This is a genomic window from Antiquaquibacter soli (assembly GCF_030580675.1).
GTDB lineage: Bacteria > Actinomycetota > Actinomycetes > Actinomycetales > Microbacteriaceae > Rhodoglobus > Rhodoglobus soli.
On record NZ_JAUQUB010000005.1, the window covers coordinates 86,475 to 113,354 of the forward strand.

General features: G+C 68.3%; 23 protein-coding genes and 1 tRNA gene. 15 read left to right on the top strand and 9 right to left on the bottom strand.

The genetic code is table 11. The annotated features are described in order from the left end of the window. Window positions 1-16 precede the first annotated feature (16 nt). The 7 genes from Q5716_RS14435 to Q5716_RS14465 all read left to right on the top strand — a co-directional run bounded on the left by Q5716_RS14435 (window position 17) and on the right by Q5716_RS14465 (window position 6,503). Complete coding sequence (locus tag Q5716_RS14435) at window positions 17-805, top strand: C40 family peptidase (RefSeq protein WP_305003856.1); 789 nt, start codon at window positions 17-19, stop codon at window positions 803-805. A gap of 299 nt (window positions 806-1,104) precedes the next feature. Then, entirely contained in the window at window positions 1,105-1,602 is a 498-nt protein-coding gene (locus Q5716_RS14440; protein ID WP_305003916.1) for an HNH endonuclease, read from the top strand. Window positions 1,603-1,688: 86 nt separating this feature from the next. Further along, a complete protein-coding gene (locus tag Q5716_RS14445; protein WP_305003857.1) occupies window positions 1,689-2,621 on the top strand; it encodes a CHAP domain-containing protein in 933 nt (310 codons plus the stop codon). 133 nt (window positions 2,622-2,754) lie between these two features. Then, window positions 2,755-2,826, top strand: a tRNA-Arg gene (locus Q5716_RS14450). 934 nt (window positions 2,827-3,760) lie between these two features. Next, the gene (locus tag Q5716_RS14455) at window positions 3,761-4,399 is read left to right on the top strand and encodes a hypothetical protein (RefSeq protein ID WP_305003858.1); all 639 of its coding nucleotides are present in this window, start codon (window positions 3,761-3,763) and stop codon (window positions 4,397-4,399) included. A gap of 8 nt (window positions 4,400-4,407) precedes the next feature. Then, a complete protein-coding gene (locus Q5716_RS14460; protein ID WP_305003859.1) occupies window positions 4,408-5,670 on the top strand; it encodes a hypothetical protein in 1,263 nt (420 codons plus the stop codon). Continuing rightward, window positions 5,667-6,503 (top strand): nucleotidyl transferase AbiEii/AbiGii toxin family protein, encoded by an 837-nt coding sequence (locus tag Q5716_RS14465; protein WP_305003860.1) that lies wholly within the window; start codon window positions 5,667-5,669, stop codon window positions 6,501-6,503. Before Q5716_RS14460 ends, Q5716_RS14465 begins: the two co-directional genes overlap by 4 nt. Before the next feature lie 20 nt (window positions 6,504-6,523). Here the strand turns inward: Q5716_RS14465 and Q5716_RS14470 are convergent, their stop codons facing one another. Then, the gene (locus tag Q5716_RS14470; RefSeq protein ID WP_305003861.1) at window positions 6,524-7,876 is read right to left on the bottom strand and encodes a hypothetical protein; all 1,353 of its coding nucleotides are present in this window, start codon (window positions 7,874-7,876) and stop codon (window positions 6,524-6,526) included. A gap of 56 nt (window positions 7,877-7,932) precedes the next feature. Here Q5716_RS14470 and Q5716_RS14475 point away from each other — a divergent pair, with 56 nt between their 5' ends. Further along, the gene (locus Q5716_RS14475; protein WP_305003862.1) at window positions 7,933-8,691 is read left to right on the top strand and encodes a class I SAM-dependent methyltransferase; all 759 of its coding nucleotides are present in this window, start codon (window positions 7,933-7,935) and stop codon (window positions 8,689-8,691) included. A gap of 9 nt (window positions 8,692-8,700) precedes the next feature. After that, entirely contained in the window at window positions 8,701-9,282 is a 582-nt protein-coding gene (locus Q5716_RS14480) for an HAD family hydrolase (RefSeq protein ID WP_305003863.1), read from the top strand. Window positions 9,283-9,404: 122 nt separating this feature from the next. On the opposite strand, the gene Q5716_RS14485 is transcribed toward Q5716_RS14480, so the two are convergent. Further along, window positions 9,405-10,181, bottom strand: a complete 777-nt coding sequence (locus Q5716_RS14485) for a hypothetical protein (protein WP_305003864.1) — start codon at window positions 10,179-10,181, stop codon at window positions 9,405-9,407. A 138-nt stretch (window positions 10,182-10,319) separates the two neighbouring features. Between Q5716_RS14485 and Q5716_RS14490 the strand changes: the two genes are divergently transcribed. Then, window positions 10,320-10,682 (top strand): nuclear transport factor 2 family protein, encoded by a 363-nt coding sequence (locus tag Q5716_RS14490; RefSeq protein ID WP_305003865.1) that lies wholly within the window; start codon window positions 10,320-10,322, stop codon window positions 10,680-10,682. A 63-nt stretch (window positions 10,683-10,745) separates the two neighbouring features. Here the strand turns inward: Q5716_RS14490 and Q5716_RS14495 are convergent, their stop codons facing one another. Continuing rightward, a complete protein-coding gene (locus Q5716_RS14495; RefSeq protein ID WP_305003866.1) occupies window positions 10,746-11,273 on the bottom strand; it encodes a MarR family winged helix-turn-helix transcriptional regulator in 528 nt (175 codons plus the stop codon). Window positions 11,274-11,361: 88 nt separating this feature from the next. Then, entirely contained in the window at window positions 11,362-13,407 is a 2,046-nt protein-coding gene (locus Q5716_RS14500) for a right-handed parallel beta-helix repeat-containing protein (RefSeq protein ID WP_305003867.1), read from the bottom strand. Between the two features lie 189 nt (window positions 13,408-13,596). On the opposite strand from Q5716_RS14500, the gene Q5716_RS14505 reads away from it, so the two are divergent. Then, window positions 13,597-14,658, top strand: a complete 1,062-nt coding sequence (locus Q5716_RS14505; protein ID WP_305003868.1) for a LacI family DNA-binding transcriptional regulator — start codon at window positions 13,597-13,599, stop codon at window positions 14,656-14,658. A gap of 26 nt (window positions 14,659-14,684) precedes the next feature. On the opposite strand, the gene Q5716_RS14510 is transcribed toward Q5716_RS14505, so the two are convergent. The 3 genes from Q5716_RS14510 to Q5716_RS14520 form a co-directional block, all read right to left on the bottom strand. Continuing rightward, window positions 14,685-15,584, bottom strand: coding sequence for a carbohydrate ABC transporter permease (locus tag Q5716_RS14510; RefSeq protein ID WP_305003869.1), 900 nt, complete (start codon window positions 15,582-15,584; stop codon window positions 14,685-14,687). Next, a complete protein-coding gene (locus Q5716_RS14515) occupies window positions 15,581-16,501 on the bottom strand; it encodes a carbohydrate ABC transporter permease (protein ID WP_305003870.1) in 921 nt (306 codons plus the stop codon). The genes Q5716_RS14510 and Q5716_RS14515 overlap by 4 nt, the downstream gene beginning before the upstream one ends. A gap of 61 nt (window positions 16,502-16,562) precedes the next feature. Then, window positions 16,563-17,927, bottom strand: coding sequence for an extracellular solute-binding protein (locus Q5716_RS14520; RefSeq protein ID WP_305003871.1), 1,365 nt, complete (start codon window positions 17,925-17,927; stop codon window positions 16,563-16,565). 172 nt (window positions 17,928-18,099) lie between these two features. On the opposite strand from Q5716_RS14520, the gene Q5716_RS14525 reads away from it, so the two are divergent. Continuing rightward, complete coding sequence (locus Q5716_RS14525) at window positions 18,100-20,517, top strand: glycoside hydrolase family 2 protein (protein ID WP_305003872.1); 2,418 nt, start codon at window positions 18,100-18,102, stop codon at window positions 20,515-20,517. 59 nt (window positions 20,518-20,576) lie between these two features. On the opposite strand, the gene Q5716_RS14530 is transcribed toward Q5716_RS14525, so the two are convergent. Continuing rightward, entirely contained in the window at window positions 20,577-21,767 is a 1,191-nt protein-coding gene (locus Q5716_RS14530; protein ID WP_305003873.1) for a serine hydrolase domain-containing protein, read from the bottom strand. A 19-nt stretch (window positions 21,768-21,786) separates the two neighbouring features. Between Q5716_RS14530 and Q5716_RS14535 the strand changes: the two genes are divergently transcribed. Beyond that, complete coding sequence (locus Q5716_RS14535) at window positions 21,787-24,288, top strand: alpha-L-rhamnosidase (RefSeq protein ID WP_305003874.1); 2,502 nt, start codon at window positions 21,787-21,789, stop codon at window positions 24,286-24,288. Further along, the gene (locus Q5716_RS14540; RefSeq protein ID WP_305003875.1) at window positions 24,276-25,436 is read left to right on the top strand and encodes a GDSL-type esterase/lipase family protein; all 1,161 of its coding nucleotides are present in this window, start codon (window positions 24,276-24,278) and stop codon (window positions 25,434-25,436) included. Before Q5716_RS14535 ends, Q5716_RS14540 begins: the two co-directional genes overlap by 13 nt. Here Q5716_RS14540 and Q5716_RS14545 read toward each other — a convergent pair. After that, window positions 25,408-26,193, bottom strand: coding sequence for an SDR family NAD(P)-dependent oxidoreductase (locus Q5716_RS14545; protein ID WP_305003876.1), 786 nt, complete (start codon window positions 26,191-26,193; stop codon window positions 25,408-25,410). The genes Q5716_RS14540 and Q5716_RS14545 overlap by 29 nt on opposite strands. A gap of 91 nt (window positions 26,194-26,284) precedes the next feature. Here Q5716_RS14545 and Q5716_RS14550 point away from each other — a divergent pair, with 91 nt between their 5' ends. Beyond that, a complete protein-coding gene (locus Q5716_RS14550; RefSeq protein ID WP_305003877.1) occupies window positions 26,285-26,860 on the top strand; it encodes a TetR/AcrR family transcriptional regulator in 576 nt (191 codons plus the stop codon). Window positions 26,861-26,880 lie beyond the last annotated feature (20 nt).

A 26,880-nucleotide genomic window follows, 5' to 3' on the forward strand; every position in this document is an offset into this window, starting at 1 on the left:
CAGGAGGTAAAAACTCTTGACAAATGTAGGACCCGAGCTTCACCGCAGTACCGAAACACCCAGCAACGACTCCCCGGCACTCGCCTCCGGACTCCCGGTACCCGCCGCCTTCACGAAGGCCTCCCCGAGCAAGCGCAAGTCGAACTTCCTGAGCGTCGCCGTCACCGCGCTCGTCGTTCCCGGCATCTTCGCGACCATGGCCCTCCCGGCCTACGCGTTCCAGCCGGTCCAGGACACGACTGCGGCCGACGCGACGGTGGCGCTGCAGGCCCTCAAGGAGTCGGATGCGCAGACCGTGACGGTCGCGGCGGCTGCGGCCTCCGTCGCCGCCACCCGCGACGGGTTCTCGGCGACCACCCACGAGGAGATCGTCGCCGAGCAGGCTCGCGCCGCGGCGGCTGCCGCCTACGCGGCCTACTCCGGCCCGTCGATCGGCGACCTTCTCGCCAACCCGCCCTACCCGAACTTCGATCTCGCGCAGGTCGCGGCAGTCGCCCAGCAGTACCAGGGCGTTCCGTACGTCTACGGCGGCAACACCCCCGCCGGCTTCGACTGCTCGGGCTTCGTGTCGTTCGTCTACGCGCAGTTCGGCATCGCGCTGCCGCATTCCGTGTCGGGCATCGCGGCGATGGGAACGCCCATCGCGACCGAGGCGGCCCTGCCCGGCGACATCGTGACCATGAGCGGCCACAACGGCATCTACCTCGGCGGTGGCATGTTCATCGACGCGCCGAGCGAGGGGCGCGTCGTGGAGATCCGCCCGATCTACACGAGCGACTACTACATCGTCCGTATCGGCATCTGATCCCGTCGGGGCGCGCCACTGAGCCAGTGCCGCCCCGACGTGGGTTACCCTGTAGCTCTCGGAGTCTTTCGCACGAGGAGAGCCACATGTCGAGCAGGCGCAGCATCCAAACCGTGGATGCGCGCGTCCGGTTCCTCATACGGCACACCGGTCGGTGCGCGGTCAGCCGCGCGCTCCAACACGAGGCACTGTCCTAGCGACAGTGCCTTTTTGTTTGCCCGGAATCCTCTCGCGCGTCACCTCCGAGACAGTCGAACACGCCTGCAAGCCGTGCAGGCTCTGTCGAGAGGATGACTCCGTTGAGAACCCTGGTGCTGAATGCGGGCTACGAGCCCCTCGCCGTCGTGTCGTTCAAGAGGGCACTCGTGCTCGTCATGAACCAGAAGGCGTCGATCGTCGCGGCGGATGCCGAGCATCCGGTCTGGGGGTCCGCGGGAGCGTGGGATCGCCCTTCGGTGATCATCCTGCGCAACTACGTGCGCATCCCGAGCGGTCGCAACGTGCCTGTGTCGCGACGCGGCGTGCTGCGCCGCGACAATCAGCGCTGTGGTTACTGCGGCGGCTCGGCGAACACGATCGACCACGTGCTGCCCCGCTCGCGCGGTGGCAAGGACTCGTGGGAGAACCTCGTGGCCTGCTGCCTCAAGTGCAACAACATCAAGGGCGACCGCACCCCCGCGGAGATGAACTGGACGCTGCGGATCATCCCGCGGCCGCCGCACGGCACGTCGTGGCTCGTGCGCGGCATCGAGCGCGCGCTGCCCGATTGGGAGGAGTACCTCGCTCCCGCGGCCTAGCCGTTACTTTGCTGTGACAATTAGACTTGTCGCGGGTCGTCGCGTACCCTCGAAAAGTCATCCTTTTCCCGAAAGGCACCTCCTTCGTGGTCGATTACACGCCGTCCGGCTCCTCGGACGACCTGTTCGCCACTGAGGCGACCCCGCAGCCGGTGCAGTACACGTCCCGCCGCGAAGCCCGGGAGGCGCTCGCCGCCCAGTCCTCGGCCGCGGGCAAGCCGGCCCGACGCTCGGTCGCTCCCGAGGTGCGCGTCGCTCCCGCGGAGGTGCGCCGCGAGCTCGCACAGCCCGCCATGGGGGCGGTTCGGGCATCCGTCGCGGCACAGCCCAAGCGCAACCCGCTGAGCGTGCTCGCGACCATGGCGGTCGTGGGCGGACTCTTCGCGGTGGCCGGTCTTCCCGCCTATGCGCAGCAGGAGGCGGAGTCGACGACCGCGGATGCCGCTCCCGCCGGCGTCGCGCAGTCGATCGAGGTGGATGACGACGCGGTCACCGGGCTTGCGACGCGCGACGGCTTCCTCGCCACCACCCCGGAGCAGCTCGCCCAGGCCAACGAGGACGCGCTGCGCGCCGCAGCGAACGAGGCATACCTCGCCTCCGGCGCCCGCGAGCTCGGCGACGACTACCCGTGGCCGTACGAGCTGACGGATGACCAGGGCGGCGGGCTCTCGCCACTCAACTACTACTACCGCGAGTGCGTGGACTTCGTGGCCTGGCGCATCAACCGCGACCAGGGCTACTACGCGGCCCCCTTCAAGTGGGTGTGGTCGAACCTGACCCCCTACGGCGGCAACGGCGGCCAGTGGCAGTACAACTGGGAGGCCCTCGGCCGCACCGTGTCGAACGTGCCGATCCCCGGCGCTGTCGCCTACACGGGCGGCAACCACGTCGCCTACGTCAAGTCGGTCAACGCCGACGGCACGGTGACGCTCGAGGAGTACAACTACGTGCCGGGCATGTACAGCCAGCGTACGATCCCGGCCTCGTCGGTCGTGTCGTTCCTGTACCCGCCGAGCTAGGCTCGCCGCTGGCTCGCTGGCTTCGCCGAGTGTTCCGATTTCGTCGGAATAGGGCCCTCCATAGCGGCAATTTCGGAACACTCGCGGTGCGAGACTCCCCATCGGCGCCCGCCGGTAAGCTGGATGCCGCCACGCCTCTGTAGCTCAATGGAAGAGCAGTTCCGTCCTAAGGAAAGGGTTGGGGGTTCGAGTCCCTCCAGGGGCACGAATGCGAGAAGCCCCGCAGCGTGCGCCGCGGGGCTTCTCGCATTCGTGGTCGTGGGTGGCACCTCGGAGCGCTGGGGTCCCCGCCTCGGCAGTCCAGAATGTCGCTTGTCGACTGACTCGCAGGCTTCGCGCTGCCGCGACATTCTGGCGGCCTAGGTGGGGCGTCGAGTCCCTCCAGGGGCACCGCTGGGGGTTCAACCCCCTGGGGAACGGTGATGACCCCAACATTCTTCTCCGTTCCCGCGACTTCAGCGATCGTGGCGTTGGGGTTGCGGCCCTTGCCGCGGCCGGCACAGCACCGTTGGGGGCTCAACTTGCACCGCGGCGTCGTGGCAATTTGCGCGGACCACTTGCGGTGCCGGTCTCTCCTCAGCCTCCTGATACCTGACCGCGCGGGGTCCTTCCATCGCGTTATCAATCCAGAGCGACCATCGCCCAAGGTCGCCAGCACGAGAGTGGGGGTCGACTGCCAGCGTGATCGTCAGCAAGCAACCGATGTTGCCTCAGACCGTCGCGAGGGCGGCGAGGCACTGATCGCGACCTTGAAGAATATTCTTGTTTGTCGCCTGGCGCCTGAGTGACGACGACCTCCCGACGCGCGCCTGGGCAGATGCTGGAAGCCGGTTCGTTCATCAGGCGCAAAAGGTTGGGAGTCGACGGTGCGGACCCGATCCTCCGATTCGGAAGTTCCTGAAGAATTCGCGAAGCGTGGCGTGCTCGCGTGCCGCGACACCTTCGCGAGCTTCTGACATGGCCGACGTCGCTCGAGCTGCGATGATGTCATCTCATAGGAAACGCTCTCCAGCGTGGGATAGAAATGCCCACCTGCGCCATCATGATTCATCTGGAGTGTGCCGCTAGTCTTGTCGTTGCAGGGCACGAGGGCGGGCCGACGGCAGCGGCCAGCGGATGGACGAGGGAGATCAAAAACGATGCCGTCCCAGGACCTAAGGGCCGCACTCGACCGGGACCTTCTCTTCGGCCTTGTTCAGCAGGCGATCGCCCGACCCGACCGGATTCCTGCTTCTCGTCACGAGAACGGCTTCGAGAAGTTGACGCTCGGCGTCGATCCCGCGACGGGCGCGCTCATCCGTGCCCACTTCTGGAGTCGTGTCGACAGCGAATCCGACGCGGCTACCGTCGGCAATCTGCATAACCATCGCTGGGATTTCGCGTCCTTGGTTCTGCGCGGCGAGCTCCGGATCGCGACGTACGTCGAGTCGTCCGCGGGCGAGGACTACTACTACTATCGGTACTGGCCGGAACGCGGGGACGAGTTGGAGTTCATCGGCGTCACTCGACTCGCACGCTATGCGATCGTGTCCCTCGGCGCGGGATCCGAGTACGACGAGCCGGCGGAGGAGATCCATCACGCGTCACCCCGTGCCGGCGTTGACACGGTCACGGTGATGGCACGGAGCCCAGGTCAGAAGACCTTCGCAGATGTCTATTCCCTGAGGGCGCGCCCGGACGTGGTCGAGAGCTCATCCGATCTGCCGATGAGCCGAGTCGCGGAGCTCCTTGACGACTTGGCCGGCCTCGTCGAGGCCGCGAGACTTCGCAGGAGGTAGGGAGCGTCGTGTCAGCAGTTCTCCGCCGCGCCGCCATATCGATGCAGATCCCTTTGGCGCTGAGCGCCGACCCGGATTCGACCTGGCAAGTGGGCCCCTTCAACAACCGATGGCGTGAAGGATCTGACCGGGAGCTATCCGGCGATCGCGTGGGCCGGAGGAAGTATCTGATTGAGGGTCTCGACGAAATCCTCTACAACAACCGCTGGCATCAGTCGAGTCCCTCACTGTCGCTGCCGCCGGTTGCAGGGGTCACGAAGGTCAAGGCGGTCGAAGTTTGGCGGCTGCCGACGACTGGCCCGCGTCCCAACGGGATCTTGATCGTTCACCTCTCGATCGACCCCGACGCCGACGTCCTGAGGGTCATCAACAAGGTCGTCAATCACAACCCCAGCCACGGGGGTGCCATGCGCCTGTGGGTTGACGAGATCGTCGACCCTTGGGGTCGCATCGTGTCGTCGCACCGTCGCGCGGAACACGTGTCTCTCGTGACGAGCGACTCTTCCACGATGCCCGACACGCCCCTCGTGAAGGTCTCCAAGAAGATCGACGGTCACAACCTGTGGCTTGCGAGCCTGGAGGCGTCGGGGCGGTACGGGCCGGACGTCACGATGATGCCGAACGTCGGCACCTACATCCCCATGTCGAATCGGATCCGTGGTCTTGTCGGCCGCGGGGCGATCGCTCTTGTCGGCCTGCTGCCGGACGATGGAAGCTCAAGAGGTGCGACCGGTTTTGACTACGGGGGCCTCGAGTTCTTTGCGGAAGGTCTCTACACCGACACCCTGCTCTTCGCCCGCCTCCAACGGATCATGGTCGGAGAATTGCGCGATGAGTTGGCCGAAGCGCGGAACAGCGGAACCGGCAAGCAGGCGCTCTGGCGACTCGAGCGGCGACTCGTCGACTTCCGCCGCATCTACTGGCGCACCGATATCGCTCCGCAAGGCAGCCAAGACGACTTCCTGCGGGCGTACCAGGCCGAGAACGCGGTTCCCGCCCAGCTAGCTGAGGTTGCCGCGCAGTTGACGGAGTACTCGGCGCAGGTTCAGCGCACGGAGCAGGAGATCACCAACGCGCTGCTGGGGCTCGTCACGGTTGTCGCCCTTCCGATCAGCTCCGCGATTGCGATCTGGGCGGGAATCGATGAGCGCACGGTCTGCCAGCTCCTCATTGCGCTCGGGATCGCCATGGCCCTGGCCGCTGTCCTCGTCGCGACCCCGGCGGCGCGTTCGCTCCTGAAACCACTGTTTAAGAAGAAGCATGTGTCGTGATTGCCGCCAGATGGGAAGCACTCCGCGTCGTCAGCGGCTTGGTCGTCCTCGGTCTCCTGCCCGAGTCGCTCGGACGCGGTGGGAAGTGGCGACTCTTCGGGAGTTGGTCGATCCTCCTGCAATCGGAGGAACTCACGCGGCTTCCGCAGGACATCGACATCCAGCTCTCCTCTGGGGGTCCGACGGCCCCGACGGTGCTGGACGAATGGCGACGATCGAGCGGGCCATTCGAACTGAGATCGGGACGAGCACGCGCGGTGACGTTCTCCGACCCGCGGACCAGTCCGAACGCTTCCTGGCAGACGGTCGACCTGCTTCACCGAGGCGAGGTCGTCGCGGAGGAGGCGATCAACTGGGTGTGGCCCGCGTCGGTCGACGATCGCGACATCGAAGCCCTCCACGCTCGGGATGATGCATGGATCGACCTGAGACTGACCCCGGCGTTCTCTGTCGCGGCTTACGCGCTTCCGGAGATCGCCGACCTCCCACTGGCCCGAGTTCGTGCCGCGAGCCGCGAAGAGTGCATCGCGCAGAAATGGACGCGGATCGCCATGATTCGCACCGGTGCTCGTCGCCACACGCGTTGGCAGGACCTGGCCGACGTATACGACCTGGTCCTCGGGGAGTCTGCATCGCTCAATTCTTCGCGCCTCGTCGACTGGCTCAGAGAGAGAGCCGGTGCCCGGGGGCTCGGCTGGCCGATCCTGCTCTCTGAGCCTCCATCCGAATGGCTCGACGTCTGGGACTCCTACAACTTTCGATCCGGAGTCTCGCGTCCCCGTCCAGCCGACTGTACGAGAGAGTTGAACGCATTCCTGCGGGACCTCGCCTAAAATCCGCCCAGTTGTCCCGTTCAGGCGTCGCGACTGAACGGGACGAGCAGTTCGTGGTACCCGCGGACCCCGAGATCTACCTTCGTCAGGACGGCGGGCCCGCCCTCCTGATGGCTGACGTTTCCGACAGCGGCGGCGAGTCTCTGCTGCGTCGGCCCCGTGACGGGTTCGCCGTAGAGGTAGCGAATCCGCTCGGGTGAACCGTCTGGCGCCAACTTGGTGATGCAGAGTGCTGCTTCGACGCGTGCGAGCGAATCGCGGAGCGAGCGCCCAATCTTCAGTTCCACGATGCCGACCCCGATGGGGAGCACATCCTGTCTTCGCCCGAAGGCATCGAGGTCGCGAACGATCGTGCCCAGGGTTCGTGCGTGCGCAAACGCGAAGATTCCGTCTCCGCGGGCGAAGATCGGGCACTCCAATCCTTTGATAGACGCGAGGGCCTCCAAGGTGTGCTGAAGCCGTCGGGTGACGGAGAGGCGGATTCGATAGGCGTCCGCCAAGAAGTCGGCGAAGGAGATGGTTCCGCGCCTGAAGTCCTCCAGCCCGGGCAACAGCAGGCGCCTCAACCCGTCCCAGCGTCCGGGCACCCCGTCGAAAAGGCCGTGCACATCGGTTGCCAACAGGTAGTAGTCGTCCTGCGCCCGACGAGACGCGAATTCGGCGTAGAACTCGTTCTCCCTGATCAGTTTCGGGAAATGAAGGTCGCGAACGTCTTCTGTGAGGGGGGCATCCGTCAGCAGGTCGGACGCGTCACCACGCCAAGGAGGCGTCGTGAAGCACTTCACGAGATCTCGGTCGTCCTCGACGCTATCCGCGCGTGCCAGCGCCTCTTCGATCGCGCTTTCCGCGTGCCAGGACGGAAGCTTGCGCTTCCGTGTCACGGCGCTGGCGATGGATGCGATCCACCCCGCACGCTGAAGCAGATCGGCAGCTTCGTCGGGCGCCATCGTCACCTCCAGCCGGCATCGTGTGAGTGGGCCGAGAAGGTAGGACGCGAGCTCGGTGGGCGGGCGTTCATGACTGGAGTTGAAGGGCTGCGGCTCGCTGACCGCGAACGACAACAGTGTCTTGCCGAACATCGTGTGGACGAAAGGGCCGGCACGATGCGCCTGTCCGACCTCCCGCAGGTCGCGTCGCACCTGCCCGAGCGCGAGAAACTGACTGTAGGGCCGCGACTCGGTGTGGGTCGGCACTGATTCGCTCCGGGCCTGAACCCAGACGTCGATCGTGGCGTCGCTTGGACCGTTCCGGAGATCGCGGAGGATCTCGCCGGCGAAAGCTCCGCTGTCGGGCGGATCGCCGTTTCGAAGGTATCCCGCGGTCGCCGAACGGTCCGCCACTCGATCAAGCGGCCAGTAGTTGTGTTTGACCATGGCATCACGCTATCGCCGCGTCGACAGCGGCCTTCGACACCCGTCACAATTCGAGGGTGGAATCTCTCGACATGTCGACTGGCTTCGGCTGGATCTCTCACGAGTACGTGCAGTCGCGCGGCGGCGCCGGCCGCATTTCGGCGCTCGCGGATCTGATCGACCCCTACTTGTGCCGCGACGGTATCGTCGTGGAGCTCGGAACCGGCCCCGGTCAGCTCGCTGCGAGACTGACGACCGCGACCCGGAGAGTGGTCGGAGTTGACATCTCGCCCGAGATGATTCGACTGGCATCGCCGATCCTCGACGGGAATGCGGTCGAGGCGGACGTCGAGCATCTTCCTTTCGACGCGGAGACGTTCGATGGTGCGATCGCCGTATGGGTTCTCAACCACGTGGCAGATCCTCGTCGGGCCCTTTCGGAGGCGAGACGCGTTCTTCGCCCCGGCGCGCGGATGTTCTACCTGTCCGGTATCCCCTCGCATCCGGAGTGGGACGTCATCGGCAGTCTCCTTCAGCGGCTCGACGTCGTCAGAGCGGATCGCGTCGAGCGCGAGACGGCGATCGTGTCTCTCGCGGAGTCGTGCGGGTTCCGTGTGGTGACCGCCGGTGACATGGTGGTGAAGTTCTCCCAGCGACCCGACGGAATGGCTGATCGAATCGCCACTCGCTCGTACGGTCACCTTCGAGACCTTGACGAAGAAACGTGGGCGACGATCGTGCAACCGGTCGTCGATGAACTGCGTCGAATGGATGACCATGACCGTCATCGCAACCGGCAGAACATTCACGCATTCGCCGTCTTCGAGAGGATGTGATCCGCGGTCATGGACGTGCCGCTCTCCTCGCCGGGTCCCGGACGACTCTCCGCCGCGGACTTTCATTCGTGGTCGACGATCGCGACCTGCGTGCTGGCGGCATCTCATCGGCTTACCCGAGGTTCCCGGCCCGTCGTCGCAGACCTGGACGGGACGCTCACCGATCCGGGACATCGACGCCACCACCTCGCGTCGAGCATCCCCGATTGGCTCGCATTCAGCCTTGCGGCGAAGAACGACCCGCCACTCCTCCCTGAGATCGAGTGGCTCGACAGCCACAGCGCCGAGCGGCCGGTGGTGATAGTCAGCGGTCGCCCGTCGATCGCCATGCAACTGACCCAATCCTGGCTCGAGCGACACGAAGTCCGGTGGGACGCCATCGTCCTGCGCCCTCCGGGCGACACTGTGCGCGGTCTCGAGCACAAGATGCGTGTTCTGACCGCACTCAGCGAACTGGGGATCGAACCGGAGTTCGCGTTTGACGATTCGTCCGAAGCCCGAGACGCCTATGAGGCAAGAGGTGTCGAGTGCCGAACCCTGCCGGGGACCACGTCGCCCTCATTCGCGTCGAACAGTACACCCGACCTTTGAATGGGCGGTGATGGGAAAACGTCAGTCGCGTCCGCGAACTGATCGGTACATTTGGGGTTGGAAGGTCACTCCAGGGGCACCGAGGCCGCAGTCGAGTTCTTCGCCCGTCCCCTGTGGATCGTCTAGGCGTTGACAGCGGCCATGAATGCGCGAGTCAGCGCGTTCCAGAGGTCGCTGCTCACTCGCTCGTATTCGTCGGAGTCACCCTGGACAGAGTCGTTCCACGACCCCATCCCCCCGAAAATCCAACCGTGAGTGGCCGCCGCGAGGAGCTGATGGCGATCCAAAGGCAACGAACCCTGGGGCACCATTTCGGGGTAGTAGGCGCATTCGGGACTCTCCGCTGAAAGCTGCGACCGCGCCCGCTGCATCACGGTCGCCCACCCGGACTCTCCGCTCCGCGCCGCGAAGTCTCCGAGCGCCTGCAATGCGGTGTCGAGTTCGACGGCGCTCAGGCGGACGTCTGGAGCGGGGGCGGCGAGGGTCGTCCACTCTCCGGTCACGGTGACTCGCCAGATCCGGCGATCGGGGGCCGATGGGTTGGCGACCTCCCAGCGCGCCCTCCAGAGCACGGGTCGAACTCCCACCGACACCAGTCCCCAGTCGTTGCCGTTGGCGAACGCTGAGGCGAGCCACGGTGACATACCGCCTGCCGCCGTGTTGAGGGTCAGGCGAACGTGCTGGGCGCCAGTATCTCGGACGGCGTCGAACCAGCCGCCGGTGCCCTCCGGCGCCCGATCGACCCGACCGAGGCCCGAGGTGACGGTCGAGAACTCCCCGATGAACTTGAACGTGTCGTCGATCCACAGCAGATCGACGGCTGGCGGCTTCGCATCCGCCGCCAGCCATTGGTTCGCGCGCAGGGCGAGATCGATCAGCATTGCGAGTCCGCCGTTCACACGGCCACCCTATCCGGCTGATGCGGGCCGCCTTTACTGTCGTAATGGACACTAATATGATACTGTCCTATAGGACGGTTTCTGAGTAGTGCACTCCGCGCTGACTTGTCGAGAGATCGTGCGGAATAGAGGAACGACATGAGCAAGCAATTGACGAGCGCCGAGCTCCCGGCAGCCGTGCACGGGTTCGTCGACGGATGGCAAGGGCGTAAGCCCGACGGGGTCGAGGCGCTCTTTGCCGAGAACGCCGTCGTATCCGACGAAGGGCACACCTACCGCGGACGCACCGAGATCCGTGGGTGGATCGACGGTGCGATCGGCCTCTACTCGACCACCCTTACCTTTCTTCGTGCCCGCGAGGTGGACGGAATGGTGGGTGCGTCGTACCGACTGGAGGGAGACTTCCCGGGCGGCGTGGTGGAGCTGGAGTACCAGTTCCACCTGGACGATGACGGGCGGGTCATCCAGCTCGACTTCGCGCCGGCGTCGGAATCGGTCTAGCGACCGCGAACGATACGAGGGGGCTGCCGGGGAGGCGGCCCCCTCGTCGTTGACGGAGGGGTTCTACGCCTCCAGTGGGCGCAGCCCGCGTTCCAGCATCGCGTCTGCCGCGCTGATCGCATCGCTGACGAACCGGCGCGTGAGCGAGGTGTAGAGCTCCACGTCCTCTCGCGACCACTGCTCGAGCACCTCGTTGATCATTCGATCGCCGAGCTCGTAGACGCCTCGGGCTGCGGTCTCGCCTTCCTCGGTCAGGGCGATCAAGGTTGCCCGGCGATCCGTTGGGTCTGTCGAGCGAACCACGAGGCCGGCCTCCTCGAGTCGCCCCACGATCTTGCTGACGTGGGATGCGCCGGTCCCGAGGACCTCCGACATCGCGGTAGGGCGCATGGGACCCCAGGCCAGGAGATGCCGAAGCGCGGCGTGCGACTGCTGGTCGACTGCTCCGCCCGTCTTGGCGAGAATCTGACCCTGTACGGCCGGTGAGTCCCACAACAGGATGAGGGCGCTCAGGTTCGCGAGGAGCTCCGAGCGGTAGGGGAAGTCCGCCGCAATCCGACGTGACGCCTCGGGCCTGTCGCTCGTGCTCATGACCCCGAGTGTAATCCTGTCGTTTCAGACAGCATATGGAGGGGTCCCGCGGGTCGTCCCGCGGGGCCCCTCTTTCGTCTGGCCAGGCCTATTTCGTGATGACGATGTCCCCGATCTGTACGGCCCACGGCGTCGCATCCGAGATCGTGGCTCGGAGGTACGTCGTGCCGGCGGGCAGGTTCGCCGTGGGGGTGAACGTCGTCCGCGACCAGTAGTTCGCGGTCGCCGTCGGGGCGGTCGTGTTCGTCGCGACAGTGGTCCACGTCGTGCCGTTCGTCGACGACTGCCAGGTGATCGCAATGGTCGACCAGTAGTGGTAGACCCGGGCGGAGAAGGTCTTCATCCCTGCCAGCGACCAGGTGACCGAGCCGGCCGAGGCATCCGACCGCGACACCCGCGACGCGTCTCCAGCCATCTGGTTCATGGGGCCGGTGGTGTCGAGCACCATGTTCGCCGAGTGCGACGTCGTGAGGTTCCAGTTGTTCAGCGGGTCGCCGAGGGAGCCGGGGTCCGTCATCGTGTTCGCCTCGTGGAAGCCGCGGCTCGGCACCGCCGTCGGCGACAGGACGTTACCGAAGTAGTCCTTGCCGCCGTTGCCGACGATGAGCGTGCCCGACCCCTTCGCGGGCGACGTGCTCGAAATCGTGTAGCCGGCGACCGAGGTGAGGCCGGTGGGTGCGGTCGTCGACGGGGAGACGAGCAGCGGGTTCGAGGTGAGCTTGTGCGGGTCGGCCGGCTCGCTCGAGGGGTGGTTGCCGTAGAAGACGTTGTAGTCGAAGACGGCACCCGCGGTGTTCGGGTAGGTGTAGCCACCCGAGCCGTTGTTCACGACGATGTTGTTGCGGAAGCTCCACGCGCCGCCGGTCGAGCCGTCGCATCCGTCGCAGTACATGATCTTGGAGGCGAGGCCCGACTTCACGTAGATCGTGTTGTTGTAGATCTCGGTGTTGATCGGGACGCCGTACGAGAAGGTGAAGATGCCCTTCTCGCCGCCGTAGCCGTCGTTGACGCTGAGATTGTTGCGCACGGTCAGGTTCGAGGATGCGCCCGCCATCATCAGCAGGAACCCGCCCTCGTTGTCGTGGCTGTAGTTGTACTGCACGAGGGTGTCGATGCTCGCGAGGTCGACGTCGAAGCCCTGACCGTCGGTGCCGTGCGTGAGAGTCCCGTAGACCTCGTTGTACTGCACGACCGCGCCGATGGAGCGCGTCGGCCAGAGACCGGCCGAGGGTGCGGTGGTGGAGTTCTCGATCGTGCGCTGACCGGCGTTCGCGACGACGTTGCGCTGCAGCATCGCGTTGTACGTGCCGAGCACGAGCACGCCGTCGCTGTCGATGGTGCTGACGGTGTTGTCCTCGACCTTGACGCCCGTGCTGAGCAGGGGCTGGTCGATGACCCAGTCGGTGAGGGAGAGGCCGGTCGACTCGTCCCAGAACACGATGCCGCCGCGGCCCACGTTGCTGACCGAGTTGTGGTCGATGCTCACGCCGCTGAAGGAGTCGTTCTCCTGCTCGGCGCGCACGACGATGCCGCCGTTCGAGTGGGCCTCGATGCCCTGGCACGTGAAGCAGCCGTTGACGTCGCTCACCGTGTTGTTGGTGATGGTGATGCCGCCCAGGGTGCCCGCTCCGTTGTTGTAGACGAGGATTCCGTGCCGCTGAAGCTTCCAGTCGGCCTCGTTCAGCCCGCCGAAGTTGTCGACGCCCGAGTTGCTCTTCACCGCGAGCCCGCTGATGGTCCAGTACTGCTGATTGACGAGGTACACGGCGGCGCCGGTGCCCCAGCCGCTCGGGAGGCTCGCGCCGTTGATGAGGGGCTTCGACCCGGTGCCGTAGGAGCTGATGGTGATGGGGGAGCCGGAGGTCCCGGAGCCGAGCGGGTGCAGCTGCCCGTTCCAGGTCTGGCCGCTCTTGAAGAGGATGCTGTCGCCCGGCTGGAACGTGGTGGCGTTCACCTTGGCGAGGGTCTTCCAGGCGGACGACGTGGTGGTGCCTGCGGCGTTGTTATCGCCGGCGACGGCGTCGACGTAGTAGGTCGTGGGAACTGCGGCTGCGGGGGCGGCGACCGCCGCCAACGAGGCAGCCATCCCGATGGCTGTAGCGGCGAGCGCCGCCAGGATCCGGTGATGCATCATTGCGTTCTCCTCCGCGCTGGCATCGTTGCCAAAGCGCTTTATCACGGCACAGCCTGGCACGGAACGGCAGCCGAGGTCAATGCTCGTGAACGCGATTGTGAGGCCGCGGGGCCGGGGAAATAGCGAGCTATCCTCTGGGGTAAAAGCGATTCGGCAGCTAGACTCGAGCGAGACAACTCGGGAGGCTCCATGTCCAATCGATCGGTGCGGCTGGTCGAAGTGGCCCGCGCGGCGGACGTCTCGCTCGCGACGGCATCCCAGGTCATGAACGGGTCGGGGCGCGTCGCGGAGGCGACCCGCCAGCGCGTGCTCGAGACGGCGAGACGACTCGACTACCGGCCGAACGCGCTCGCCCGCTCCGTCGCATCCGGTCGCAGCAGCACCGTGGGCATCCTCGCCGAGAACGCGTCCGGCATGTTCTGCATGCCCGTGCTGGTCGGCGCCAACCGCTCCCTCAGCCGCGTCGACCTCGCGAGCACCCTCTATGACGCGGCGCACGACGTGAAGCTCCGGCGCGAGCATGTGCGGAGGCTCCAGGCCCGCCACGTCGACGGAGTCGTGGTCATCGGCGAGGGCACCGACTCGCGCAGCGCCTCCGTGTCGCACGAGTTCTCCGGGCCCGTCGTGTACGCCCTCTCGCGCTCCGACGACCCCCAGGACATCTGCGTGCTGCCCGACGACGCGCACGCCGGCGCGCTCGCCGCGCAGCACTTCCTCGAGGTGGGGCGGTCGCGCATCGCGCACGTCACGGCCGAGTCCAGCCTGACCTCGGTGCGCGACCGCGAGCGCGGGCTCACCGAGGAGCTCGAGCGCGCCGGGCAGCGGCTCGTGGATGTCTCGTACGGCTCGTTCACCCGCGACTGGGGTTTCGCCGCCGCCCGCCGCATGGTGGAGGACGGCAGCATCCGCGACATCGACGCCATCTTCGCGGGCAACGACCAGATCGCGATCGGGTTGGAGGCGCAGTTGCTCGCGTCGGGCATCCGCATCCCCGAGGACGTCGCGATCGTGGGCGTCGACAACGCCGCCGGCATGATCGGCAACACCGACCCGTTCCTCACGTCGATCGACTTGCGGTTCGACGTCGTCGGCGCGACCGCCGCCGACCTCGCGGTCGCGCGCCTCGACCCTGCCGCCGACGACGACAAGCCCACGATCGTGACGGTGCCCGGGATGCTCGTGCCGGGCCGCTCCACGGTGGGCGGCACCACGAGCCCGCGCTCGCTCGTGCTCGAGTCCCTCATCAGCTGACGGGCGCGCTCAGCCGGGCCGGATCGTCAGTCCTTCAACCCCGACGATGCCCCGACGCCCGACAGGATCTGCTTCGAGAAGACCATGAAGAGCACGACGGGCACGATGGTCGCGAGGAAGAGCGCCGCGAGGAACACCGACAGGTCGGTGATCTTGCCGACAATCGGCAGGGCGACGGAGATCGGCTGGACCGAGGCATCCGCGAGCACCAGCGACGGCCAGAGGTAGTCCTTCCACGCCGCGATGATCGACAGCAGGGCGACCACTCCGAGGATCGGTCGCGAGAGGGGGAGCACGATGCTCCACAGCATCCGGAGGTTGCCGGCCCCGTCGAGGCGCGCCGCCTCGATGAGCTCGCGCGGCAGCGACCGGAAGAACCCGACCATGATGAGGATGCTGAACGCGTTCGCCGCGGCGGGCAGCCACGCGGCCCAGTAGGTGTTCTGCAGGTTCACGCCGAACGGGGGCAGGTCGAGCACCGTGAGGTACAGGGGCACGAGGGACACGATGCCGGGCAGAAACAGCGTCGCGAGGATCGCCCCGCTCAGCACGCCACCCCACCGCGGGCGGAGCACGGCGATCACGTAGGCGGCAGAGGTCGAGACGATGAGGTTGGCGAGGCAGGCGCCCACCGCGAAGACGACCGTGTTGAGCAGGTAGCGGCCGATGTCGATCGTGCCGAAGGCCGCGGTGTAGTTGGACCACTCGTCGGCGTGGAACCACACCGCGAAGGGGTCGCGAAGCACCTCTTGGGTGGTGTTGAGCGACGCGAACGCGAGCCAGGCGAGCGGGCCGGCTCCCGCGACGACGACGCCGACGAGCACGAGCACGTGGATCGTGCGGACGAGGATGCTCGTGCCGGGTCGCCGGAGGTCGTGGCGGGAGAGCAGCCCGCGCGACTCCGGCTCCGCGATCGCGCGGCTCACTCGCTCCACCTCCTCGTGATGACGAGGTAGAGCGCCGAGAGCGCGGCGAGCACGAGGGCGAGGAGCACACCGAGGGCGGTCGCCGCCCCGTAGTCGCCGCCGGTGAACGCGTACCGGTACAGCAGGAGCATGACGGTGAGGGTGGCGTTCTGGGGGCCGCCGCCGGTGAAGAGGTACGGCTCGGCGAAGACCTGCGCGGCGCCGATGACCTGCAGCAGCAGCATGATGAGGATGACCGTGCGCAGCTGGGGGAACGTGACGTGCCAGATCCTCGAGGCGATGCCGGCGCCGTCGAGTTCCGCGGCCTCGTACAGCTCCGGCCGCACCGAGGTGATCGCGGCGAGGTAGATGAGGGTCGCGGTGCCGGCTCCGGCCCACGTCGCCTCGAGCACGATCGAGGGCATCGCGGATGCCGCGGCGTTGAGCCACGGGAACGGCCCGAGCCCGACGGCCGCGAGCACACTGTTGAAGAGCCCGCTCTCGCTCGGGTCGTAGAAGACCTTCCACAGCAGGATCGCGACTACCGGAGGCACGATGACCGGCAGGTAGGCGAGGAAGGACGCGAGTCGCCGGGTGCGGTCGCGCAGGGTGGAGACGGCCACCGCGAGGGCGAGCGGCAGCGGGAATCCGAACGCGAGCGCGAGCACGGTGAAGAGGAGGGTGTTGCCGACCGCGACCGCGAGGAGGGGGTCGGCGAGGACGTACTGGAAGTTGGAGAGCCCCACCCACGTCGGGTCGGAGACGAAGTTCCACTTCTGGAAGGCCATCACGACGCCCTGGACGAGCGGCTTCCAGGAGAAGTATCCGAAGACGATCAGGACGGGCAAGGCGAGGGCGAGCGCGCTCAGCCCGCCGCGCCGCCGCCAGCGGATGATCCGCTCTCGCGGCGAGGACGCGCGGTGTATCGAGGTGCTCATCGTGTCTTTCTGGTGGGGTGGTCGGGACCGCCGGGTAAGCGCGATCCCGACCACCGGTCTGTCAGCGTGCGAGCCGGGCCTGGATGGCGTCGGCGGCTTGGCCGAGGAGCGCGTCGACATCGGCGCCCTCGTCGGTGAGTACAGCTTGCACGACCGGGTCGAGCGCCGCGTAGAGCTCCTGTGCGTCGCTCTTCGGCTCCGGGATGACCGTCTGGGAGGCCGCCCGCTGGAGGTACGGCTGGAAGTTGGCGGTCGGGACGTTGTTCAGGTCGGCGATCCAGCCGAGGTACGTCTCGTACTGCTCGTCGCTCACGGGGGACAGGCCCGGGATGGCCACGGCCGTGTTCTGGTCGACCTTGAGCTGGGCATCCGCGATCGCCGCGTCCTCCGAGCGGTACTTCTCGAGCTTGTAGAAGTCGATCCACTCGACGGCGGCGACCTTCTCGGCCTCCGTCGCCTTCGCGTTGACGATCTCCACGTTGCCACCCGAGAGGGTGACCGGGTCGCCCCCGTCGGCCGTCGGCAGCGTCGTGAAGCCGAAGTCCTCCGCGGGCATCCCGAACACCTCGACGATGGGCTGGTAGGCGAGCGACTGGATCACGAACATCCCGACCTCCCCGGCCGCGAACGACTGGGCGAGGTCCGCGGCGCCGAGCAGGAAGTTCGACCCCATGGAGTCGTCCTCCCACCGCATCGTGCGGATGACGTCGAGTGCCTCGCGGGTCTCGGCGGAGTCGAAGGTCACCTCGGTGCCCTCAGCGTTCTCCATCGTGCCGCCGAAGCTGTAGGTCTGCGCGGTGAGGATCCACCCGCCCTGGTTGTCCTTGGTGAGCTGCGAGTAACCGGCCTTGCCGGTGGCCTCGGTGATCGCCTTCGCCGCGACCTGGACCTCCTCCCACGTCGTGGGCGGGCTGTTCGGGTCGAGACCGGCCTCCTCGAAGAGCGCCCGGTTGTAGGCGAGGCCGAGCGCGTAGGCGTCGGTCGGGATGCCGAACACGTGTCCTTCGCCGTCCTGGGCGATCTCGAGCGTGGAGGCGTTGAGCTGGTCGGAGAGCCCGGTGGTCTCGAGGGCGCTCGTGATGTCGGCGACCTGGCCGCGCTCGATGAGGCTGCCGATGTCGGTGAAGGGCACGCCGAAGACGGTCGGGAGGTTGCCGCCGGCGAGCTGCGCGGCGAACGTCGCCGGATCCCACGTGGCCTCCGATGTCTCGATGGTCCAGTTGGGGTGCGCCTCGCGGAAGGCGTCGACCTTCTCGGTGAAGTAGGCGAGCTCCGCCTCCTGGCTGGCGGGCGGCTGGTTGCCGATCGTGATCGTGACGTCCTGCTTCTCGAAGTCCTCCGCGGTGGGGGCTCCCGCGCACGCGGTGAGGCTCGCGAGGGCTACCGCGGCGGTGGCGGCCGCGAGGGTCCAGGGGGTGCGTTTCATCGTTGAAACCTCTCTCTTCGCTTCGTTGCTGTGTTGGCTATCGGGTGGTAGCTTGTCCGAGCGCTGCTAAAGCGCTTTATCACCTTAGCTGAGTCGAGCATCGCCGCTCGCGAGCCCCAAGTCAAGCCGAACCGACGAATTCCTCGTCGCCACGGCCGAAAGGACGCCCTTCGTGCTCAACAGACACCCCCTCTCCGCCGGCTGGACCGGCCGACTCGCTTCCGGCGGACCCGCGCTGCCGGATGCCCGGCTCGAGGAATTCGCGGCGACGGTACCGGGTTCCGTGCACGCCGATCTGCAGGCCGCGGGAATCATCCCCGACCCCTTCGACGGCGACAACGAGCACGCCCTGAGGTGGATCGGGGATGCCGACTGGACGTTCACGACGACCTTCGACTCGCCGGCGACGGGCTTCGATCGCACCGACCTCGTGCTCGAGGGCGTCGACACGGTGGCCCGCGTCGTGCTCAACGGGCAGGAGCTCGCTCGCACCGAGAACATGCACCGCACGTATCGCCTCCCGGTGGTGCTGAGCGACACGGGCAACGTGCTCGAGGTGCACTTCACCTCGCCCCGCCGATTCGGCGCGGAACGTCGCGACGAGTACGGGAAGCGGCCGAGCGCCTACAGCGACTTCCCGCCTTTCATCCGCAAGATGGCGTGCGACTTCGGCTGGGACTGGGGCCCGGATCTCGCGACCTCGGGACTGTGGCGGCCGGTGGCGATCGAGAACTGGAGCACCGCCCGAATCGCCTCCGCGCGACCGATCGTGTCGATCGACGGAGAGACCGGCATCGTCGATCTCGTGCTCGACGTGGAGCGCGCCGGCGAGCGGAGCGACCTCGCGGTGCGCGTGGCCGTGGGCGATCACGTCGTGGACTCGGAACTCGCATCCGACGCTGACAGGGCCGTCGTTCGAGTCGAGGTGCCGTCCGTCGAGCGGTGGTGGCCTCGAGGGCTGGGGGAGCAGTCGCGCTACCCGGTCGCCGTGACCCTCCTCGCCGACGGCCAGCCGCTCGACGAGTGGTCGTCGCGCATCGGGTTCCGCGAGGTCGTGGTCGAGCAGCCGGAGGACGCCGACGGCGACGGCAGCGCCTTCCGCCTCGTGGTCAACGGCGAGCCGCTCTTCGTTCGCGGCGTCAACTGGATCCCCGACAACTCGCTCGTCGCGACCGTCACGCGCGAGCAGTACGCGACCCGGGTGCGCCAGGCGACCGAGCTCGGCGCCAACCTCATCCGGGTGTGGGGCGGCGGATGCTTCGGCACCGACGACTTCTACGAGGAGTGCGACGAGCAGGGCCTGCTCGTGTGGCAGGACTTCCTGTTCGCGTGCGCCGCCTACCCGGAGGAGGGGCCGTACGCCGCCGAGATCGAGGCGGAGGCCCGCGACAACATCGCCCGGATCATGCCGCACCCGAGCCTCGCGCTGTGGAACGGCAACAACGAGAACGTCTGGTTCTGGTTCATCCACGACTGGGAGACGGTGCTCGAGGGCAAGACCTGGGGTGAGAAGTACTACTTCGACCTGCTTCCTTCGCTCGTCGCCGAGCTCGACCCGCAGCGCTTCTACCTCGCCGGCAGCCCGTACTCGGGCGCCCGCGATCGGCAGCCGAACGACCCGGCGCGGGGAGTCGTGCACTCGTGGATCCCCGGCGACTACCGCGAGTACCGCGAGATCGCGCCGCGCTTCGTCTCCGAGTTCGGCTTCCAGGGGCCGCCGAGCCGGGCGCTGTTCGACTCGGTCGTGCACGAGGCCGATCCTCAGCCGTTCAGTCCGGGCGTCGGGCAACGGCAGAAGGCCGTCTACGGCACCGAGCGCATCGAGGACGTCCTGCGCGTGCACCTGGGCATCCCGACCGACTTCGACGAGTGGTACTGGCTCGCCGAGCTCAACCAGGCCCGCGCCGTCGGCTTCGGGATCGACTACTTCCGCTCGCTGTCGCCGTGGTGCCGCGGCACGGTCGTCTGGCAGCTCAACGACTGCTGGCCCGTGATCTCGTGGTCGGTGCTCGACTCGGCCGGCCGCTGGAAGCTCGCTGCCTACGCGATGCGTCGGGCGTTCGCCGACCGGGTCGCGACGGTGCAGGTCGTCGATGGTCAGGCACGGGCGTCGTTCGGTAACGAGGATCGCGAGGCGTGGGTGGGGGCCGCGCGCGTGGAGCGCTGGACCGCGAGCGGGCGGGTGTCCGAGGCATCCGTGGACCTCGCGGTGGACCCCCACGACACGCAGTGGGTCGACCTCGGGCCGATCGGGCTCGACGAGCTCGTGGTCGTCACGGTAGGGGACATCCGGGCGACCGCGCTCGGGGGCGTCGACCTCGACTTCCCCGACGCACCGGCCGAGTTCGACGTGGAGGTGCAGCCGTCGAGCGGCAGCGTCAGCATCACGGTTCGCGCGGGGAGCCTGCTGCGCGACACCTGCCTCTCCGTCGGTGCGCTCGACGCGGATGCCCACGCCGACCGCAATCTCGTGACGCTGCTCCCGGGGGAGACCGAGACGTGGAGCATCACGACCCGCCACCCCGAGCGCTTCACTGCGGAGAGCGCGCGGGGGGTCGTCAGGACGGCGCGAGCCGCGACTACCCGCTGACAACGGGGACCTGACGACCGAGCCGCGGCGGCGTGATCCGACCGCCGTCGCGGCTCCGCTCAGGCTCCGAGGACCTCGGAGATGGCCGCGAGGATGCGGCTCGAGCGGGAGTCGAGCGATCCGACGGGCGGGTAGAGCATCCGCTGACTGACGTATCCGAACGAGACACCCGAGCCGAGCTGCGCGAACCCGAGGCGCCCGCCCATGCCGGAGTGCCCGAACGAGCCCTCGCCGAGCATGGGGTTCTCATAGTTGCTGATCTCGAATCCGAGACCCCACACCTGGGGAACTCCGGTGGCCCACGGGTCGCTCGCTCCGCAGTCCGGCTTGCGGATGCCCGCCGCCTGGTCGCGCGCGGCCTCGGCGATGAGGCCCTCGCTGACGAGACGGACTCCGTTGACCTCGCCGAGGCACGCGGCGTACATCCGGGCGACGGACCGCGCGTTCGTGACGACGTTGCCGGCGGGGATGCTCGCCGCCCGGAACTCGGGGCGGTTGAACGGCTCCGAGCCGAGCACTCCGTCGACGCGCCGGAACAGCGGCAGGAGCTGGACGGTGGAGAGAGCGACGGCCCGGCAGATGCCGGGGGCGTCGGGCACGGGGATGACCGGCCCGGCGTCGATGTCGTCGGTGATCGACGGCAGGTAGCGGGGTTCGGCGCTCGCGGGCTGGCCGACCCACAGGTCCAGGTCGAGCGGACCGGCGATGTACCGCTGCACGTAGGCGTCGAAGGGGAGGCCGCTGACCCGCCGGACGATCTCCCCCACGAGGAAGCCGAAGCTCAGTGCGTGGTAGGCGAAGAAGCGGGTGGTGTCGTACTGGGGCGCTTGCGCGGCGAGCGTCGAGGTGGCGAGCTCCCAGTCCACAACGCGGGTGAGCGGGTCGAGCTCGATGACGGGGAGACCCGCGCGGTGCGACAGCACCTCGCGCACGGTGATGGCGGCCTTCCCCGCTGCTGCGAACTCCGGCCAGTACCGGGCGACCGGCACATCGAGGTCGACGAGGCCGCGGTCGACCAGCTGCAGGAGGGCGATCGCCGCCACTCCTTTGCTCACGGAGAACGCGATCGTGATGCTGTCGCGCGCGAACGGGGATCCGCTCAGCGGGTCGGTCCCGCCCCACAGGTCGACGACGGTCCGTCCGTCGACGCTGACGGAGAGGCTCGCGCCCTCGCCCCGGTCGAGCTCGAGCGTCTCGGCGAACGCATCGCGAACCGCTGTCCAACCGGGGGCGACAACTCCGTCGTGCATGGCTATAGTCTATCCCCAAATGCCAAAGCGCTTTATCACTCCGCTCGTCACCCGGCTGACCGTCGATCGATCCACGGCGCCGTTCATCTCCTCGTCGCGCCCGCGCCTGTCGTGGACCGCCTCCGCTGACGGGCAATGGCGGCAGGCATCGGCCCTCCTGCGCCTGACCCGCGGCGGGCTCTCGACCGAGCGCCGGCACGACGGTCCCGAGTCCGTCGACGTCGAGTGGCCCTTCGACCCGCTTCAGCCGCGGGACGACGTCGCGATCCAGGTGCAGGTCGTCGGGAGCGACGGGTCCCGATCGCCCTGGAGCGCGCCCCATAGCTTCGGCGCGGGGTTCCTCGGCGACGGCGAGTGGCAAGCCGAGTTCCTCACCGATGGTGCTGGCCCCTCTCGTTTCCGCACCGAGTTCACCACCTCCACTGCCGTCGCCCGCGCCACTCTCTTCGCCACCGCTCGCGGCGTCGTCGTCGCCCACCTCAACGGCGACCGCGTCAGCGACGACGTGCTCGCCCCGGGATGGACGGCGTACCGCCAGCGCCTGACGCTCGAGTCGTGGGATGTAAGCGCGCACGTCGCGCTCGGCGTCAACCGCCTCGAGCTCACCGCCGCTGGCGGCTGGTACACCGAGTCCTACGGGTTCGGCGACGACCACGCCCGCTACTACGGCGACGAGGTCGCCGTCGCGGCTCAGCTCCACCTCGAGTTCGAGGACGGCACCACTGCGACCGTCCGCACCGACGAGTCGTGGTCCGCGAGTTCGACCGGTCCCCTCGTCTCGAGCGGCATCTATCCGGGGGAGGAGTACGACGCCACGCGGACGTGGACCGGGTGGAGGCCCGCGCGGGTGGCCGAGCGCGGCATCCTGCCCTCCGCTCGGAGCGCGCCCCCCGTGCGCCGACAGGAGCTCGTTCCGGTGAGCCGGGTGCTCGAGACGCCGAGCGGAGCGCGCGTTCTCGACTTCGGGCAGAACCTCGTCGGCCGCGTCCGCCTGGTGTCGCGCGGGCGACCCGGCGACGTCATCACGCTCCATCACGCCGAGGTGCTCGAGGGCGGGGAGCTCGCGCTGCGCCCCCTCCGCCGAGCGGCAGCGAGCGACCGGTACACCCACGGCGGCGAGGGTCCAGAGGTCTGGGAGCCGGAGTTCACCTTCCACGGGTTCCGCTACGTGCAGGTCGACGGCGTCGACGATCTGCGCGCCGACGACTACCGCGCCGTCGTGCTGCATAGCGACCTCGAGCGCACCGGCTCCTTCGAGTCGTCGTCGCCCCTCCTCAACCGGCTGCACGAGAACGTCGTCTGGAGCATGCGCGGCAACATGCTCGCCCTGCCCACCGACTGCCCGCAGCGCGACGAGAGGCTCGGCTGGACGGGCGACGTGCAGGTCTTCGCCCCGACCGCTGCCTTCCTGTACGACTGCGACGGGTTCCTCGCGTCCTGGCTCGAGGACCTGGCGCTGGAGCAGTCCGCCGCGGACGGCATCGTGCCCGTCGTCATCCCGTGGGTGATCGGGTGGGAGCCGACGGAGGTCGCGGGCTGGGGCGACGCGGCGACCGTGGTGCCCTGGGTGCTCTTCGAGCGATTCGGCGACCGCTCGGTCCTCGAGCGGCAGGCAGGATCGATGCGGTCGTGGGCCGATCGGCTGCGTCGTCGGGCGGACGGGACGGGACTCATCCTGGGGGGCTTCCAGTTCGGGGACTGGTTGGACCCGGCGGCCCCGCCGGAGCATCCCGAGCGCGGCGCGACGAGCCCCGATCTCGTCGCGTCGGCGTGGTACATCCGCTCGCTCGACCTCGTGGCGCGGCTCGATGCGCTGCTCGGGGCGGCGGACTCGGGATACGCCGCCGACGCGGCCGCGGCTCGCGACGCCTTCCGCGCTCGATTCGTCGCGGGCCCGGGCCGACTCACCTCGGATTCGGCGACGGCGTACGCGCTCGCGATCGCGTTCGACCTCGTTCCGGGCGCTGCGCCCGCGTTCGGCGAGCGGCTCGCCGAGCTCGTCCGCACCGCCGGCTACCGCATCACGACGGGCTTCCTCGGAACGCCCCTCCTGCTGGATGCCCTCTCCTCGACCGGTCACGACGACGCCGCCGTCGACCTCCTTCTCCAGGAGGAGTGCCCCTCGTGGCTCTACCCCGTGACGATGGGAGCGACGACGGTCTGGGAGCGCTGGGACAGCATGCGGCCCGACGGCTCGCTCAACCCGGGCGAGATGACCTCGTTCAATCACTACGCCCTCGGGAGCGTCGCCGATTGGATGCACCGGCGCCTCGCCGGGCTGAGCGCGCTCGAGCCCGGCTACCGGGTGGTGGGCGTCGCCCCGCACGTCACGGCTCGGCTGGACTCGGCTCGCGCCGAGCTCGCGACCCCGTACGGCGTCGCGGCGAGCGGTTGGTCGCGCCAGCCCGACGGGTCGGTCCGCGTCGAGTGCACGATCCCGACGGGTACCCGGGGTGTCGTCGAGCTGCCGACCGGCCTCGTCCTCGAGGTGGGACCGGGGATGCACGGGTGGACGCTGTGAGGTACCGCGAGGTCTTCCCGTCCCGCGCCGTCGAGGTCGTCGGTGCCCTGGACCTGCCGGTGTCGGGCGCGGGCCGAGTGCGACCGCGTCGGCTCCCGGCGTGGACGCGGTCCCAGATGCCGTCGGAGAACTTCGACTTCGTGGTCTCCATGACCTCGGGCGTGCGGATCGTGACGCGGACCGCGGCGACCGTGATCGAGCTCGTCGCCGACTTCGTCTCCATCGCACCGCCGGGGATCGAGCCCGCGCCCGTCGTCCTGGAGCTCGTCGTCGAGGGCGTCCCCCGCGCGCGTCGCGTCGTGCGGGTCGACCACTCCACGCTCGTCGACCCCGAGCGCTACGCGGTCCGACGACAGGGCGAGCCGGCCGCCGTTCGCTTCTCCGGACTCGAGCCTGGCGAGAAGACTGTGGAGCTGTGGCTGCCCCACACGTGCGCCGTCGACCTCCTCGAGATCCGCAGCGACGCGCCTCTCCGGACCGCGGAGCGCTCGCGACCGCGGTGGGTGCACCACGGATCCTCCATCAGCCAGGGGGGAGAGGCGTCGGCACCCACCCGCACCTGGCCGGTGGTCGCCGCGCGGCTCGCGGGAGTCGATGTGCTCAACCTGGGCTTCAGCGGGAACGCGGTCGGCGACCCGTTCGTCGCGCGGACCATCCGCGACCTGCCCGCGGACGCGATCAGCCTCGAGATCGGAATCAACGTCGTCAACGGCGACCTCATGCGCAGGCGCGCGTTCGAGCCCGTGATGCACGGGTTCCTCGACACCATCCGGGACGGGCATCCCGACGCACCGCTGCTGCTGATCGGTCCGATCCCGTGCCCGTCGGTCGAGTCCCTGCCCGGGCCTACGGTCATCCGCGGCGGCATGGCCGCGTCGGCCGGCGATCCCCGCCAGCTCGCCGAGGGCGCCATGAGCCTGTCGGTCGTGCGGGACGCGCTCGCCGCCGTGCTGCGGAACCGACGGGATGATGCCCTCCACTACCTCGACGGGCGAGCGCTGCTGCGACCCGCGGAGGTGTCCGACCTGGACGACGGCCTCCATCCGAACGCTCGAGCGCTCGTGCGGATGGGGCAGCGCTTCGCCCGCACGGCATTCGCGGAGGGTGGGCCGCTCGCTCCTAGGCTCGCGAGGTCAGCGAGCCGGTGACGTTCACGAGCGCCCGGCGGGTCAGCAGCTTCGACGTGACGACGGTCGCGCGATTGCGCGCCCCGGACACGATGCTCGGCGGCGGGTTCGTGCCGTCGAGGCTCCGCAGAGCGAGGGAGACGACCTCCTCCGCCGACTGGAACGCGCCCACCCGCGCCTCCTCGCCGGCGATGTCGAAGAACTCGGTGCGGGTCGCGCCGGGGGAGAGGGCGAGCACCTGCAGGCTCGTGGTCTTGTTCTCGAACCACAACGCCTCGGTGAAGCTCAGCACGAACGATTTCGTCGCTCCGTAGACGGCCATCCACGGCACCGGCTGGTAAGCCGCGGTGCTCGCGACGTTGACGAGGACGCCGCGCTTCGCCGCCTGCAATTGGGGATAGAACTCCCGCGTGAGATCGACGAGGGCGGCGACGTTGAGGGCGACCTCCTCGTGAATGCGCGCCGGGTCCTCGTCCTCGAAGCGATTGCGGGTGGCGAAGCCGGCGTTGTTGACGAGGCCGTCGACCCGGATGCCTCGACTCTCGAGCTCCGCTCCGAGCGCGCGAGCGGCTCCCGGTGCTGCCAGGTCGGCCGCCACGACCTCGACGGTGCGACCGCGGGAGCGCAGCTGCGCGGCGAGGGACTCGAGCCTGTCGAGCCGCCGGGCGACGAGCACGAGGTCGGCGCCGCGGGCGGCCAGCTGCCGAGCGAACTCGGCGCCGAGCCCCGAGCTGGCGCCCGTGATGAGCACGGTCGAATCGGAGTAGGAGTGGGCCATGGGCAACGCCTTTCGTGGGTGAACGGTTGTTTACCCATGTAGGTTTACACCTGTTAAGCTTCGTTGTCCAGCGAGTGATCGAGGAGGTGATGTGACCAAGCGCGAACCCAACCCGCGCGGGGCTGGCGACCAGCTCCGCGCCCAGCTCGTCGCGGCAGCGAGCGAACTGCTGCTCAGCCCGCAGTCCGTCGCGCTCCCGTCGCTGCGCGCAGTAGCTCGGGCGTGCGACGTCTCCCCGGCGGCTGTCTACCTGCATTTCGACTCGCAGAAGGCGCTCATCGACGCCGTCATCGACACCCAGCTCGCGTCACTCGGAGCGGCGGTGCGGGCGGCGCCTGAGCATCCGGACGGCGCGATCGTCGCCTTCGGGCTCGCCTACGCCGACTGGGCGCTCGAGCATCCCGGCGCGTATCAGCTGCTGTTCGAGAGCGCCGACCGCCTCGGAATGGGCGAGGGCGACCACCACGCGTCCGGCGACGAGCTCATCGCCGGTGCTACCGCGCTGCTGACGGCGACGACGTCGACCCGCGAGCCCCGCCGGCTCGCGCTCTCCCTCTGGAGCGCGCTGCACGGGGTCGTGTCCCTGAGGCTGCACAAGCCCCACATGGACTGGGAGGTCGCGCTCGACGAGGAGATCCGCTGGGTGGTGCTGCGGCTGCTCGGGTGACGGTGGAGACAGCGCGAGCG